Origin of the sequence: Komagataeibacter europaeus LMG 18890 (assembly GCF_000285295.1) — a bacterium.
Lineage (GTDB): Bacteria > Pseudomonadota > Alphaproteobacteria > Acetobacterales > Acetobacteraceae > Komagataeibacter > Komagataeibacter europaeus.
Map to the genome: position 1 here is coordinate 283,854 of NZ_CADP01000001.1, position 16,601 is coordinate 300,454.

8 protein-coding genes and 1 pseudogene are annotated in these 16,601 nt (G+C 61.0%); 4 read left to right on the top strand and 5 right to left on the bottom strand.

Going from position 1 to position 16,601, the window contains the following annotated elements; all coding sequences use genetic code 11:
* Position 1 precedes the first annotated feature (1 nt).
* The 5 genes and pseudogenes from GEU01_RS26640 to bcsA all read right to left on the bottom strand — a co-directional run bounded on the left by GEU01_RS26640 (position 2) and on the right by bcsA (position 10,495).
* Positions 2-1,807, bottom strand: a complete 1,806-nt coding sequence (locus GEU01_RS26640; protein ID WP_232272377.1) for a cellulose synthase subunit BcsC-related outer membrane protein — start codon at positions 1,805-1,807, stop codon at positions 2-4.
* Between the two features lie 23 nt (positions 1,808-1,830).
* Positions 1,831-3,957, bottom strand: a complete 2,127-nt coding sequence (locus GEU01_RS26645) for a tetratricopeptide repeat protein (RefSeq protein WP_232272378.1) — start codon at positions 3,955-3,957, stop codon at positions 1,831-1,833.
* Entirely contained in the window at positions 3,947-5,107 is a 1,161-nt protein-coding gene (locus GEU01_RS01405) for an acyltransferase family protein (RefSeq protein ID WP_019084639.1), read from the bottom strand. The genes GEU01_RS26645 and GEU01_RS01405 overlap by 11 nt, the downstream gene beginning before the upstream one ends.
* Positions 5,108-5,190: 83 nt before the next feature.
* Entirely contained in the window at positions 5,191-5,808 is a 618-nt protein-coding gene (locus tag GEU01_RS01410) for an SGNH/GDSL hydrolase family protein (RefSeq protein WP_019084640.1), read from the bottom strand.
* A 133-nt stretch (positions 5,809-5,941) separates the two neighbouring features.
* Positions 5,942-10,495, bottom strand: a pseudogene (bcsA, locus tag GEU01_RS22190) (UDP-forming cellulose synthase catalytic subunit).
* Between the two features lie 655 nt (positions 10,496-11,150).
* Here bcsA and GEU01_RS01430 point away from each other — a divergent pair.
* The 4 genes from GEU01_RS01430 (at position 11,151) to GEU01_RS01445 (ending at position 16,592) form a co-directional block, all read left to right on the top strand.
* Positions 11,151-11,816: a TetR/AcrR family transcriptional regulator gene (locus tag GEU01_RS01430; RefSeq protein WP_231290062.1), complete on the top strand. Its 666-nt coding sequence runs from the start codon at positions 11,151-11,153 to the stop codon at positions 11,814-11,816.
* Between the two features lie 306 nt (positions 11,817-12,122).
* A complete protein-coding gene (locus GEU01_RS01435) occupies positions 12,123-12,743 on the top strand; it encodes a TetR/AcrR family transcriptional regulator (protein ID WP_019084646.1) in 621 nt (206 codons plus the stop codon).
* A 108-nt stretch (positions 12,744-12,851) separates the two neighbouring features.
* Complete coding sequence (locus tag GEU01_RS01440) at positions 12,852-14,210, top strand: MFS transporter (protein ID WP_019084647.1); 1,359 nt, start codon at positions 12,852-12,854, stop codon at positions 14,208-14,210.
* Between the two features lie 219 nt (positions 14,211-14,429).
* Positions 14,430-16,592, top strand: a complete 2,163-nt coding sequence (locus tag GEU01_RS01445; protein WP_019084648.1) for a TonB-dependent receptor — start codon at positions 14,430-14,432, stop codon at positions 16,590-16,592.
* Positions 16,593-16,601 lie beyond the last annotated feature (9 nt).

Genomic DNA, 16,601 nt, shown 5'->3' on the forward strand with positions numbered 1-16,601 from the left:
GTTACTGGCCGTCAAGGGTATAGTGCGCCATCCACATGCCGCTGGTCTCCGACCAGCTGCCCGCACGGCTGTAACCACCTTCCAGCCCCACACGCAGCCGGTGGTCCACCTGGTAGACAAGCCGCCCGCGCACGTTGCCCGCAAGGCCGCTTGCGCTCTCGTCGCCATAATAGCTGGGCGGGTTCTCATCGCCCTTTGCCTGCAACACATTGCTGGTCGGGAAATATGGCTCGCCATTACTGCGATAATACTGGTATCCCGCTTCCCCACGCAGGAACCATGTCCAGCGCCTGTCATGTCCCGACCATTCGACCGGCACCATGGCACCGTAATACTGCCGGGGCGAGAAGTATCCGCCCTGCCCCCATGTAAAGAAGTAGGCATTGCGCTTGTACCCGAAATACATAAGGTCAAGGCCGACACGCAGCCACTGCCGGTCATGGAACTGCCATACGGTGGCGCTGCCGCCCGCACCGGCCTCGGTCTCGGTATTGCCGATGACGTTGGTCCCGCTGAGATAGGCGAAACCGCCACCCGCATATGCATTCCACCCCGGCGCGGACCATTCCAGCGCGCCATGGCCGAACAGGCGCGTCACCCCGCCCCACAGCTTGCCCGTGCCCGGGTCGCGTTCACCCGCATAGGACAGTTCGCTGTCCGTCACCATGCGTCGCCCGCCACTTATGCGCAGGCCAAGGTTACGGGTCAGGCGTGGCGCGAATTCCAGCCCGCCCACCACATTGGTGATGGGGAAGCCCAGCGGGGAAGACCCTACATCGGCCGAGAACCAGTGGTTGACGTAATTCAGGCTCAGCCCCACGCCCTGCGTGTAGTAATGGTGATAGCCCCACGGTTGCGCGCCATTGACCGCGACCGTCCCGAACTGGTGGGCGGAATAGGCGTTATCCAGCGGGTCCCCCGTAAACAGCAGCGTTGGCGTCACGGAAAAGGACAGCCGGTGTTCCCACGATTCAAACGGCAGGGTGGCGGTGATGGGAATGGCGAATTCCGTCAGTTGTCCCAGGCCCGCAATCCCCGTTCGGCTGCGCACGAAGGTGTTGGCGTCGAACTGCGGCGAAATGGAATCCCGCAGGTAGACGATCTGCCGGTCCATCGCCTCGGGGCTGTCATCCTCGGGGATGTAATGGTAGCTCGCGGGCAGGGTCGCGCCATGCAGGTCGAGGTATTCGCTGTCGATATAGGGCCAGCGGTAATCGGGCAGGAAGCTTTCATGCCCGCCACATTCGCCTTCCCCGTCAAGACTGCACTGGGTATGCCGGGCATGTTCCACATCCACCAGCTGCGCGCGTGAATTGCCCTCGATACGTTCGATGTCGGATCGCACTTCCCAGCTCATCGGGCCATCGGGATCTTCCTGGGCCAGCCGTGTGGCATAGCCCTTCGCCTGCGCCAGATGGTGGGCGCCACCGGCGTCACGCGCGGCGGCGGCCAGCGCATAGATGTTGGTGGGCTTCAGCCGTAGCGCGATCTCGTCCTCCTCCAGCGCGCGCGCGGCCATGTTCCGGGTCTGGTACACACGCCCCATGGCCAGGTGGGCCTCGGCGGAATCCGGGTGGGCGCGCAGCACGGGGGCAAGCACCTGCGTCGCCTGCGCCGTCTGGCCATAGCGGTCGAAATTGTCGGCGGTCATGACCGCAAGGCCAATGGCGATCTGGTCACGCGCACGCGTCTGTTCGAACGTGATATCGGCGGGATGGGCCTTTGCCATGGTGTCAAAGGCGTCGAGGCAACGCGTCGTGTCGAAGGACGAGCGCATGCGCAGGTACATCCCCGCATAAGCCAGCATCTGGGCCGCATGGGGTGGCTGCGTCAGGCTTTCCTCACGCGCCAGCGCCTGGCCCGCCTCCTGTGGCGCATGCCGCGTTCACCCGTCGGGTCAGGCCGGTCGGCCAGCGCCACAAGGGCGGCGTTGTCCGCGGCGGGCGGATGGTTGAGTTCGGCTATGCGCCGGTCAAGGGCAAGCAGTTCGGCCACGCTGTCCATGCCCGGCGTACGGCCGGTCCTGGGCAGGCGGTCCAGCAGCGCACTGGCGGTAGCCGTGTCATGGCGGCCCATGGCGTAGATGATGCCCGCCTGCAGCGCCTCGGCCGAGGCATTGCGCGGTGCGGTCAGGTCGTCCATCAGGCTTTGCGCCGCCGCATGGTCACCCGCGTCATCAAGCGCATGCGCCAGCTTGAGCCGCACCCACGGATCATTCGGTTCCAGTGCATGCGCGCGACGCAGCAGGGCAATGCGACCGTCACTGTCCGTCGCCCGGTCGGCCTGCGCGGACAGCGCGGCAACCGTCAACCGCCGCGCCAGCGCCGGGTTCAGCGGCTCAAGGCGGGCAATGATCGCATCCAGTTCCGTACCATTACCCGTCTGCACCTCAAGCATGCCGAGATTGAACAGGGCCTCGGCATTGCGCGGCGCACGGCGCACGACTTCGCGATACAGCCGTTCGGCCTCGTCCGTGTTTCCCAGCCTGCGCTCGAGCATCGCCTGCAGCGACAGGACAGTCAGCGTATTGCCCGGACGGCCGCCAAGAGTGGCGAGATCGGTGCGCGCCGCATCGTAATGCCCGGTGTTGATGGCATGCACGATACGTGCCACCAGCGGGTCCATGCCCGTGCCGCCGGCTTCCAGCGCCTTCAGCGCCGCGCGCCAGTGCGGGGCGGTTTCCGGGTCGGCCTGTATGGCCTGCATGAAATACTGCCGCGCGAGCACCGGTTGCTGGCGGGCCTGCGCCACCAGCCCCAGCCCGCCCAGCGCATCGGGATCATGAGGGTTGAGCACCACGGCGCGATGGAATGCCGCCGCCGCCGCATCAAGGTTGTGACGCGCCAGCTGCACGTAACCCTGCTGGTGGAAGTTCGCGGCATCAACGACGTTCTGCGTCTCCTGCGCCTTTTTCAGACGCACGGTGAACTCCGTATCATCAGGGTGCAGGGCCAGCCATTCATTATAAAGCGGGATGCTCTGCCCGGTTATCGGTTCCCACAGCAACGCGTCACGCCATGCCGCGACCGCATCATTGCGGATCTGGGCCGATACGTTGGATTTCGCAAGCATGCGCAGCCCGTTCAGACCTTCCTCCCGCGAGGTGACGCGATAGGTCAGGATCCGGTCAAGGCACAGCCGCGCATCTATATCACGCGGGTTACGCGCCACCCATGCCGCAAGCTTGGTGCGGGCTTCCTGATAACCAAGGATGGTCGCCCCCAGCACGCGGTAATATTCCAGCGCAAGGTCGGGTGGCGGATCACCATTCTTGAAGAGCGCCTTGTACTTGAACATCGCGGGCATCATCTTGCCCGACGCCGCCAGCGCGCGGGCTTCGGCCAGGGCCTTCGGGTCCACCGGCCCGGCCTGGATCTGCGCCTTCAGGTCGGCCACCAGACCGGGCGCATCGCCCTTGCGCTGCAGGCGTTCCAGCGTGCGCGTGGCCTGGACGGTGCTGCCTTCGGCCATCTGCAGCCGCCCCTGCAGGAACAGGGCCTCGTTATTGTCCGGTTCAATGGACAGCGCGCGCTGGATCGTCTCATGCGCCTTGGGCAGATTATGCTGGCCCAGCCAGTAATACCCCTGGTTGAGCAGCAGTTCGAGCACCGCCGCCGCATGCGCAAGATGCGCGCTGTTCGCCGTCATGGCGGGCGTAGGTTGCGGGCCGACGGGGGCCTCAGGCTGAGCGGGCGCAATCGTGACCGTATCCGCCGGGGCGGCTACAGGTGCGGCCGGATCGCCCGCCACCGCCATGCCCTGCGCCGCGGCATGGCCGCCCGACAGGATAAGGCCCGCCATCACGGCGCAGGCCATGCGCATCCCGCCTTCACGTATGCACGAATGCGCCAGCATGTCGCCGCGCACCAGCACCCATGCAGCGGGCGCGCACCGCCACGCCACGCCTTCACGCAGGCTGCGCCCGCGTGGTCGTGTCAGGTCATGATTAATGGACACGAGACACATGGGAAATATAGGCGAGGATTGCCGCAAGCAGCAGGCAGCCACCCACCAGCAGGCCCGCGCCACGGTTGCGCGCGGCGATGCTGACCCGGTCTTCATAATCAAGGCCGGTCCGCTCGACAAAGACGTAGCTCAGCAGGCTGACCACCATGACCAGCGCCAGCACGCCCGCCATCACGGCCCCGTGCACCTGGAAGAACAGCAGGTAGTTCGCCACGACAATACCCGGCCAGTGCCACAGGTAGACGGAATACGAAATCACCCCCAGCGGTGAAAGCGGCACAAGACACCACTGCCCCATTTTCGTGTCAGGCAGCATGATGATGACCGCAACCGCAATGCACGGGAACACCGTCATGTAGGACGGGCAGGCAAAGCGCAGCGGATAGAACAGTCCCGATCCCACGATGACCGCAAGGGCTGCGGCATAGACAAGGTTGGCCATGCCACGCGACAACCGCAGGCGGGGCAGCATCCAGATCATCGTGCCAAGCGAGAACTGCCACAGCCGGTCGAAAATGTTGTAATAGGCCTGGCTGTCGCCCTTGTACCAGGCATAGGCGCAGTATGCCGCCGACGCGGTGAAGATGGCCGAAAGCACCAGCCTGCGGTGATGCGTCAGCGGCAGCAGCAGCGCCATGACGAAGATGATGGCGTAAAACTGCATTTCCAGCGACAGCGACCATGTATGCAGGAACGGGTAGGCAATGGCCTGCCCCTGAAAATACCCGACATGGCCCGATGCCCAGATATTGGACAGGTACACCAGCGCATACGCGCCATTGAGCGCGATATCGGCACGATCACTTTGCAGCACCCACCACAGCATCCCTGCCGAGATCGCCGCGATCATGCACAGCAACGCCGGCAGCAGGCGGTACAGCCTGCGGCATACGAAGCGCACCGGCTGGAACGGGTGCTGCATGAGCGCCGAACGCCCCATGAAATAACCCGAAATCACCACGAAAATATCGACGCCGATAAACCCGCCCTGCAGCCACCCTGCATGGAACAGCACCACAAGGGCAATGGCCAGCCCCCGCAGGCCGTCAATGTCGCGCCGACGGTTCTTGGGAAAGAAGTCGTTTTCCAGAATGGTGCGCCAGCGGCTGGGCGCGGGCTGAATGGGGGTAAGTTGCAGCATCAATATTTTCCATGGCTTGCGCCAGTCTCGGGCAAAGTGGCGGGCGCCCGGCATCCCGGGTCACCCACCACGTCGGGATGGGCTTACTGCGCGGCCGCTGGCGGCGCGTCCTTCAGCTTCTCAAGTTCGGGCAGCGTCGCCTGCACGATCGCATCGCCCCAGACCTTGTAGCTGTCCGGGGTGGCATGGATGCCGTCAATCGTGTTCACGCTCCCCTGCTTGAGCAGCGCGGTGCCATCGACATAAGTACACGGCGCAACCTCACCCTTGAGGAAGGTCGCCATTTCCGTCGCCCGCTGGTCGGTCTTGCCGTAACGCGGGCTGAACTGCCCCCATGTCGGCCCGACCCAGATGCACGCCGTCTTGCCAATGGCGTAGGTCAGGGTCTTGACCTGCTCGTCCACCCAGTCCTTCGACATCGCATTCTGGCCATACGCCGCCATCGTGTCGCCCAGGACCACCATGACCACATTGGGGTGCCATTTCTCGATCAGCGAACTGATCGGCGGCGGAGACGCGGGCTTCATGTTGGGATTGGGCACGACCCAGTCGGCAGCGGTGGACGAGCAAACGCCATAAGTCACGACCTTCGCCCCCTGCTTGGTGAATTCATCGGGCAGCACGGACAGGAGCGAGTCCTTGAAGGTGACATGACTGTCGCCAATAATCAGCAGGGTCAGGCCTGCAAGAAGGGCATTCATCTATTTCTTTCTCCAATACCAGAATTATTTTGGCTGTACGTCGGCACATCCGCCATGTACGGCATGTGCAGCCGGCTTTCCGCCGTCACGCCGAGTGCAATCGCAGATGATGGGGAAGACTGTATATGACCTATCACAAATCCCCCGTCAGGTCGTCATGCTCAACCCGCTTGCGCGACCAGCCCCGCAGCCACGCCCAGACCCCGAGCGCGGCAAGCCCCGCGCCAGCCAGTCCGGTCAGGTAAAGCACCGTGGGATGACGGCCGAGATACCAGTCAAGGCGCATCCACAGCGGCAGGGAACCTACGGTATAAAGCGGCGCCGTGCGGTAACTGGTGAACTGGTCGCCATTCTTGAGCACAAGGTCGCCCTGCAGCGAGGGCAGGTCCGTCTTGTCGCGCAGACTGAGCACCATGTCATGGATGCGTTCGGGCGTATCCCCCATGAAGGCCACGACCGAGCGATGGCTGTCATAGGGCGACTGCGCGGCCAGCAGCACGCCCGCTTCCACGATCGGGGCGTTCAGGTTGGCCGTCACCCCATCCTTCAGCCCCGTATGGTCACGGTCCTGGAACAGGTACCAGATCCCCTGCAGCCCCGTGCGCTGGCCCACCGTAATGTGCTGGTCCTGGATCACATAGGGCGAACGGGCCAGCAGCCCGGTTGCGGCACCCAGCTGCGCCGCCGTGCCCAGCACGACAATGTCCCCCTTCGGCGGCGCCTGTTCCACCTCATCCGCCTTCATGATTTCCACGCCCGCCGCCGGATACCATGTCGATGCGCCAAAGAACCCCATGAGGTCGAGGAACGCGCCGGCCGTGCCCATGTCGGGACGGGCGGGCAGGACAATGGTGGTTTCCGACAGGTCGGCCATGCGCGAGAACGGGAAGGCCGCTTCGGCAAAGTAGGACAGGTTGGGCAGCCGGGCAAAATGGTGGCCGCGCCGGAAGTCCAGCGTGGAATCCGAATCCACGCTCATGCGGATATCGCCCGGCGTGCGGCGGCACGCACCACGGTCGATGGGACGGGCGTCAAAGTTGAACTGCAACTGGTTCTGCCCGAACAGAAGCCATGGCGGCAGCGCCGTGACATGGCCAACCGCCCCTGCATGCTGGTTGACCAGGCGTTCGGACCATTTCTGCCACAGGCCCGGCGGCGAGAGCGTATAGCTCTGCAGGTAGTTGTTATTGACGCTGACATCGACGCGCGATGTCTCAAGGTCGACCACGGGGCCGCCAGGCGCGCGGACCCACATGTTCATGAGGAACGGCCGCCCGCGCCACGTATACAGGTCAGGCGGCAGGTGGAACGGCAGCGTCATGCCCGCGGGCGTGAAGCCGCCACCCTGCAGGTCAGCCGCGCCCACCAGTTCGCCAAAGCGTACCGGGCGGTCCGTCGGCACGAAGGCTGGCGCATCATAGGGGTGGCGTGTCTCGAGATTGACATCACTGACCACTTTCGAGGCCACGCCACCCAGCGTATCGGGCGAGAACACCACCGCGCGCGCCGCAACTTCCACTTCCTGCGCGTTACGTCCCGTCACAACCAGCACCGTGCCCCAGCGGTCATTGGGGTTGGCGATTTCCGCCACCATCGGCCCGGAAGGTCGCGCGCCGTTGGCATCGACAGCCAGGTTTTCGCCCACTTCCACCGCATTGCCCGAAGCCGGAATGGTGGTGGAGACAGGGAAGGACAGCTGGCGGAAATCGGCAACCTTGCCAAACCACGACGCGATCAGCCCCGCCGCCTTGAGCGCCGCCTTGTCCCCCGTCGCGGGCAGCACGACAGGCACGCGCAGCGTGGAGCGCAGGTTGGGATCAAAGAAGGGGGCGGGCAGCCGCGAAAGCTTGCGTTCCGGCGTGATGCGCACCGTTGTCAGCGTAATGCGTGACATGTCGGAGATACGCGCCCACAGGATCTCGTTGAACAGATCGTTGCAGTCACGCCGGTATTCGCCGGCAAAACGGAAATTGAGCTTGTTGTCGCCCGTGAAATACAGCGGGTCGATATCAAAGGTCAGTGGCCCGAACTGCGGATGCTGCGGATCAACCTTGATGGTGCCCACGTACTGTTCGTTCAGCGTGACCGTCACCGCACTCGCCTCGGGCAGCAGCGAGGGCGACAGCGCGCCCGACAGCGTCAGCTGGGCATGCGTCACCACCCGGTTGGCCGGCACGACCACGTCCAGGCCCTGCAGCGGGGAATACCCGCGCAGTGTCAGTGGCCCGGTCGTGGCGCCCAGGTTGCGGAACGAGATGGTGCGTGTCACCTCCGTATCACTGATGCGGTCGGCGGCGAGGGGATCGATCGTCGGCGCCTCGTCCGGGACATTGCCGGTATTGCTGTCCCCGAACGGGGCCTCCGCCGTGACACCGGTCTGGTCCGCGACGGGCGTCATGGCCGGGGGCGCACCCTCCTGCGCCATGGCGGCGGGCACCAGGGCCGTAAAGGCGACAAACAGCGCGGCAGATGCGGTAGCGCCATCACGAACGCTACGGGGAACAGGTTTCAGCACGAGGCTTTGTTTCTCCAGTTTTTCTTCCGTGGCGGGAAGGTCTTCCTCCCCCCCGTCTGGCATGGGGCGCGGCGCCTCGGGCCCGCGCCGCTTCAGCAGGCCGCCAATGCTGCGGAACACCATCGCAAGGCTGCGCAGCGGGCGGTCGGGCGCAAAATCCGCCCAGTTCGCCCAGGCGTCATTGCGACCAAAGACCATGTTGACGATCTGTCGCTCATCATGCAGGTCGCGCCGGATCCACTGCAGGCGCAGCATGTCCCGCCCCGCCCCTACCGCCCGCGCGGGAACGTTGACATGGATACCATCGCGCGCATTGTCATAATGGACCGTAACTTCGGTCCCTTCCATTTCCGCCGTGGTCCATGCCCCCTCTACGGCCAGTCCACCGAGGGAGATGTCGCGTGTATGCGCGTCAAACCTGCGGCCCCGGGCATCGGTCACCGCAACGGGCAGCCTGACCGTGACGCGTGGCGCGTGGCGTGTCTGCCGCGTTTCCCGCCCCACCGCGATCGACGCCAGCACGATGATCATGCTTATGACCACCCATACCGTGTTCAGCACGAAGGACTGCAATGCCAGCCGGTCATGAAATTGCCAGAAGATGCCGAATATCCCGCGCACGAAGGCGACGGACAGCAGCAGGGCAAGAATGACGTTGGGATAGACCGCGTCCCAGTCGAAATAGCTGCGTTCAAGCAGGCCGCCCTTGTCCGTCACGTTGAACTTGCCCTTGTACGGCTGCAGCAGGGTGACGATGGTGATGCGGATGAGGAACAGTGCGAGCGATGTCTCGTAGATCTCGCTCCAGAAGGAATAGCGCCACCGCCCCTCGATCCGCGACAGGGTCACGACCGAATGGAAGATGTGCGGCAGCGCATAGACACTGATGGCCAGTGGTGACGCCGCAATGATGTTCTGCCCAAGAAACAGGAACGCCAGCGGCGACACCAGGAACGTCACCCGTGGTATGGCAAACAGGAAATGCGACATGGCCGACAGGTAGCAAAGCCGCTGTTCCCACCGCAGGCCGCCGCCCAGCATGGGATTGTCCACCCGCATGATCTGGATCATGCCACGTGCCCAGCGCACGCGCTGACCGATATGCAGGATCAGCCGTTCGGTGGACAGTCCGGCCGCCAGCGGTTCGCGCAGATAGGCCGTCCCCCATCCCTTACGCTGCATCTTCAGCGCGGTGTGCGCATCCTCCGTCACGGTTTCCGTGGCGAAACCGCCAATGCCCGTCACGGCCTCGCGCCGGATGACGGCGCAGGAACCGCAGAAGAACGTTGCGTCCCAGAAATCATTGCCATCCTGCACCAGCCCATAGAACATGTTGCCCTCGGGTGGCACATGCATCCCGCTTTCAAGGTTACGCTGAAACGGGTCGGGAGCGTAGAAATGGTGCGGTGTCTGCAGCAGGGCGAGGTTGGGATCGGCGATCATCCAGCCGATGGTGCGCTTGAGGAACCCGCGCGTCGGCACGTGATCGCAGTCGAAAATGACGGCGTAGGGGCTGTGCGTCACTTTCAGCGCGTGGTTGAGGTTGCCGGCCTTGGCATGGTTGTTTTCGGAACGGATGATATAGCCCGCCCCCGCCGCCATCGCGAAATCACGGAACGCCTTACGCCGCCCGTCATCAAGGATGTAGACATTGAGCTTGTCCTCGGGCCAGTCGAGGTCAAGCGCGCCAAGCACCGTCGAGCGGACAAGGGAGAGTTCCTCGTTATAGGACGGGACAAACACGTCCACGCTCGGCCATAGCGCCGGATCGTCGGGCAATGGGTGTTCCTTGCGCCGCAAGAGCCACGCCATCTGGAAATAACTCAGGCACAGCGTCACCAGGGCATAGGTTTCCGCCGCCAGCAGCAGGATGGCCAGCCCCGTCTACAGCCAGTTGCCGAACTGCACCGTCGTGGTCAGCCGCCACACGATGTAGCGCAGCGATACCAGCAGGGACAGCATCATGAGGAAAATGGTGATTCCCCGCCCCGGTCGACGGTTGAGTACCAGCAGGACCGTAACCGTACCGATGGAGATAAAGCCCTGCATCGCAGGGTCAACCGCCACCGAGCCAACAAAAGCCATGATGGCCACACCCAGCACGACCGGCACCCAGACCGGAACACGGTCCAGCCCCGTACGTGCCAGCAGCCCGGCAATCCTGCCAGTCATGAATCCTGTCCTGTATGCATCGCCTGCTATGTCACTGCCTTAATACATGAGAATATCTGGTAATTCGCCGCCCGCAGCCATGTTGTTGTATCAACGGGACTGGTACCTGCATACTTTTTCCCAGAATACGACCAGCCGTTTCCTGAAGGACAAATACTCTTCATTTATGATCCAGGAGAGAATCCTGGTGACCCGAATCCCCTATCATGCAATACTGAAACAATGCATTTGCAATGCCGCCAACGCGCTGCGCTGGCCTTGCACCCGAACAATGCGAACGGTGTTAATTTTGCATTAACCTTCTGTCAAGAGAAAAACCAGAGATCGAAAGTCAGCTTTTCACCTTACCTATCAGCAGGACGCGCCCGGATCATTGTGCGGGACATGGAAAGATGCATTTATATTTTTGTTTCATAGGTAACACTTATCGATATTTTTGTTTCATTATCAGTGCTATAGGCAAGGCACCCGTTCCCATCGCGCCCGTCAGGACGCGCCCGGGGCCGCCAGATGCCCCGAAGACAGGAATTTATATGAACACTGTTCATTGTCATCAACACCAGATATCCACGAATGCCAGCATGAATGCCGACCGGACAGGCCTGATGCGGCCTGTCCATTTTCCCGCATGGAGCGGCATGCAAAAAGAATGGTCATGAAAACCACCCGGCCCGTCATGCGCAACGGCAACTATCACAAGGGACATGTCGCGGAAGACCTGCTGCGCACGGCCCGGAACCTGCTGGATCAGGAAACGGCAGAAAGCGTTTCGGTGCGGCGCCTGACGCGCGAAATTGGCGTGACACCCGCCAATTTCTACAACCACTTCAGCAGTATTCACGACCTGCTGTTGCGGATCGCCGCTGATTCATTCGTGCAATGCACCCGACAGCTACGCTATTTCCAGCGCAATACCGTAACGCGTGCGGATGCGCTGAAGGCTGCGCTGGTGGAATATGCCAGCTTTGCCCAGCGCCATCCGCAGATATTCCGGATCATGTTCGGCTTCGTGCCCAACGCCATTTCCCACAAGATCTACCATCACGCCGCGATACAGGCATTCGCGGTATTGCTGGAGATTATCTATGGCCGGGAGATGCTCCACCTTCATGACATTGAAGGCACCCGGAAGCGTGCGCGGATCGGATATGGCCTGTGTGCAATGGGTCATGGACTGGCGATGATGCTGTCGGATGGCCGGTTGCCGTTTGGCAGGGAACAGGGTCTGGAACAGCAGCAAATGATCGAGGATATTGTCGATGCCTTCATTCACAACGAATTGCATGAAGCCCTGACCCGACCGGCAGGGCAGGAAGCATAAGGCCCGGGCAGAAGCCATTCCCCGGTTTCCAGCAGGGCTGACCTAAAAAATTGGCATTACGGGCCATGGCTGTAATAAATTAAGGAATGAATCAACCGGGGAATTCAATCAGATGAAATTTTGTATCCCAGATATACCTTTTTACTGCCATATTTCTGCAGTCATAAGCCCCCTGGTCCTGTCCCGGCCATGTCGACCGGTGACCGCCTGCCCCGTTCATATGGATTGATTCGCCAGATCCGCTCACGCCCACAAGGATGACTTCCCATTTCGAGAGCCTACCATAAAGGAAACGTCGCCGAAGATTTGCGGATCGCCACCGTCAGGATACTGAAAACCGAACGGCTGGAAGATCTGTCGGTGCGTCGTCTTGCGCGGGAAGTCAAGGTGGCGCCAGCGAATTTCTATAACCATTACGGCAGCCTGAACAATCTCCTGCTGGAAATTGCCGCGGATTATTTCGAGGTTTTCCGGGATCAGGCAGCCCATATCGGTCGCACGTCCGCAAACAGGACGGAAGCGCTGAAGCGGACTGTTTTCTATTTCGTTGACTTCGCGCGCAGCCATCCGCAGCTCTACCGTCTGATGTTTGGCTATATACCCGATGCCTATACCTATCCCCGGTACCGTCTGACAGCGGGCGCTGCGTTCGAGGACCTCATGGAACTTATATACGGCTACAAGGTCTTTACCATCAGCGATGATTTCGGCCCCAACGACATGGCGGTACTGGGAAGCAAGGTACAGATCGGCTATGGGATGTACGCCATGCTATGCGGCCTGTCGAACCTGTTTGTCGCCAATGACAGCGAGGGACCGTTCGCGAACGCCAGCGATCCACGTGAAAGCATCGTCGCGTTCCTGAACGGCATTCTGGATGCCTTTATCAAAGGTGACCTGCCCAAGATCCTTGGGGCGGAACCCTGAAACAGTCCGTCTCTTTCCTGTATCCGGGATAGATGATACTTTTCGCGTCCCACACGCATATCATTCCTGTGAAAGTTGGACCGATTGAAGGGGAAGGATCTGGCTGCCATGGTTTCAGCTCCTCCCAAGGCCCCTGCCGCGCGACCGGAACTGACCCGGTTACAGATCTGGCTTTTCGCCTTTCCGGCGCTGCCGGGGGCCTTCATCATTTTGCCGATGAACATTTTCATACCGGCCTTCTATGCCAGCCATACGGCTGTCACCCTTGTGCAGATCGGTACGGTTACATCCTTATGCAGGGTCATTGATGCGCTGATGGACCCGGCCATCGGCTTCATGTCCGACAGCCTTGATAACCGGCGGGGTGGTCGGGGCATATGGGGCGTGGCCAGCGCCATCATCTGCTGCATCGCCCTGTATTTCCTGTTCCAGCCATCCGCGCACACGACGGTCCTGTATTACGGAACATGGGCCTTCGTGCTGTATCTGGGATATTCCCTGTTTGAAATTCCCCGTAACGCATGGAGTGCGGAACTTGGTTCCCGTCCATCCATGCGCACACGCATCAACGCGGCAGTTGGCCTGTCTACCGTTGCGGGCAGCCTGATTTTCTGGCTGGTTCCCGTCATCCTGTTCCGGGTCTATGGCACGACGGGTTTCACGCAGAAGACACTGTCCATCATTGTCTGGTTATATATGGCGCTTATGGTGCCTGCCGCGCTGTGCATCATGCATTTCATTCCCGGTGGACCACCCGGACGCGCCACCGCGCCAACATGGCGCGACCTGGTGCAATCCCTGAAACGGAACCGTCCCCTCGCCCTTTATTTCCTCGCCGTCGGCCTATGGACCACGGGACAGGGCATATGGCTGTCCACGACATACCTGTTCCTGAATGACTACCTGCGGGTCGGCAGCGCGTTTCCGTTCATAATGATCGTGTTTTTCCTGTCCACCATTGTCGCCATCCCGTTATGGGCACGATCGGAACGCAGGCTGGAACGCCATGGCATATGGGCCATCAGCATCGTTCTGACCGCGGCAACCCGTCCCCTTGCGTTACTGCTGACGCCAGGCATGCAGAACCTGCCCGTCATCCTGCTGCTGACGGCCCTGGGCGGGGCCTTGTCCGCCCCCACGAATTTCGCGCCCGCCGCCATACTGGGGGATGTCGTGGACTATGATATCTGGAAAACATGGACCAACAAGTCCGGTATCATTTATGCCCTCAATACACTCATCACCAAGACCACCCTTGCCATAGGCGGTGGCGCGGGGTTCATCATCCTTGGCTGGGTCCATTATCATGCCGGACGGGTGAACCATGGCCTGCCACTGACCGGCCTGCTGTCATGCTACACTGTTCTGTGCAGCATTCCCCAACTGATCGCGACGGCTATCATTTTCCGTTTCCCTATTGGACGGCGCGCGCATACCCTGATCCGCCATCGCCTGCATGGACGCTGACATCATCCGGATGCCTGTCAAAGAATGATACCTGCATATTCCTTTCCTGATTACAGGGAACGACTGGCCCGCAGGATCCCATGGCCTGCATATTTGCTTTTTTTTATTACGTTACATTCCGTATTATGTCCTGCCAGAGCCACAGCCCAGTCGCCCCACAAAAAGAACCGGAAACTTCCCGTCGCCCATCTGGAACACGACACGCCACAGGCCGAACAGATGGAAGTCACGGCCCGGCGCACCACGCAGCGCCTGTCTGACGTACCGGCCCCCGCGACTGCCATAAGCGGCCAGACGCTGCATAATTTTGATATTCTTGATATGAAAAGCATCATGAACATGGTGCCGAACGCCGTGGTGCCGACTGATCCGCAGAATATCAATACATACATCAATATCCGTGGCATCCGGCAGGTGGATAACAATGCTGATCCCAATTTCGGCATGTACCGCAATGGCATTTACGATGGCGGCCTGCGCACCAATCTCGGCCCGCAGGTGGATGTCGCACGGGTCGAGGTCAATCCCGGCCCGCAAACGGGCCTGTACGGACGTGACGCCGTGGGCGGGGCTGTCAACATGGTATACGCGACGCCGGAACAGAAAACCGGGGGATACCTGACCGGATCCTACGGCAATTATGGCCGGGGTGAATTGCAGGGTGCAATCAATGTGCCGCTGTCGCGTCATTTTGCACTGCGCCTGACAGGGTGGTACATCGACCAGCCACGGGGTGCGCTCTACAACGCCACATTACATGAATATGAAGACCGCTATCGCCAGCAGGGCCTGCGGCTGGGGGCGAAATGGACACCCAATGACAACCTGTCCCTGACATGGATGGCGGAATATGGTGATGTTCACGGGCCGTCCCTGGCCGGTTACGCACCCAATGGTGTCGCCAACCTGATCCAGGGCGGCGCGGCAGAGACACCTGGCGTGGTGTACCGTGACACCCCCGACCGTTCCCACAATCACCAGCTCTACCTGTCACAGGATCTGACATACAGGTCACGCTGGGGCACGTTCCAGTGGCTATCCGCCTATCGGGATTATCATCTTGATTCCGTGGAGGACGGGGACCGGACGGACCTGTCGGCATCATCCTATCCCCTTACGTTACAGAACCAGTTTGTCCGCCACGAAAATACACGCAATTACTATACCGAACTGCTGTGGTCATCGCCCCGGAACCGCCGCCTGACCTTTATGGCGGGGGCATCCTATTTTCACGAATATTTCTCATTTCAACAGATATACAATACAAAAATCGACCTGAGCCTGCTGCAGGGCATGTGGGGCAACATTGCCTGTGATGCATTACAGGGTGACCCGACATGTTCCGCCATTCCCGGTGGCGGCTTTCCCAATACCGGCCTGCAGGCGATAAGCGAATATGCCCCGGGGCCCGGATCGGGTATTGGGACACAGTCATGGTCCGGGTTTGTTTCTTCCACATTCCATATTACCCCGTCCCTCAGCCTGACGGCGACGGCACGCTATACACATGACCGGAAAACGCTGTCCTACAACCAGTACAATAATCCCGTGAATGCCAGCGGTCGGGCCATTGCCGCCCTGTTCGGGGATGTCTACCCGGACATGTCGCTAAATGACACGGCAGCCTATGGCAACTGGAGCCCCAGCGCCGAACTGAATTACCACCCGTTCCACAACGTCAACCTTTATGCCCTGTACAGCAACGGCTTCCGCGCGGGCGGTTTCAGCACGACTACGACGACACCTTCCCTGATACCGTATGGGGAAGAAACGGCAACCAATTACGAACTGGGCGGACGTACGCAATGGCTTGGCGGCCGTCTGGGCGTCAATGCCAGCCTGTTTTACATGACACAGAAACACCTGTTGCTGGATGAAGCCGATCCACGCGCCCCGGCCGCATTCAGTTTCTATTACCTTGCCAATGTCGGCAGTGCGCGGACATACGGCGCGGAACTGTCGGCACAGCTTATGCTGACCCGATGGTGGTCACTGTCGGGCAATGTTGGCTGGCTGCATGCCCGCATGGCTGGCGGACAGTCATATGGCAGTTACGTTGCCGGGCAGTCCCTGCCCGATACACGGACATGGACAACAAACATACGATCCGAAATGGCGTATCCCATCACGCCCACCTATAACCTGCTATTCAATGCCAACTGGCATCATGAGGCAGGCGGCGTGCTGGATATCACCAATGTCCCGTGGCATTCGCTTGACCGCCTGGACCTGACACTGGGCATGGCATGGAAAAAGAACCAGCTTGTGGTCTTTGCCAACAATGCCTTCAACAACCGCGTCGTGGATTATGCACTGACCGATGGAATGGACATCCTGACTGCGCCCGCAACCTATGGGGTGCGCTTTACCGCGGCCTTTTAGGGCCCCATC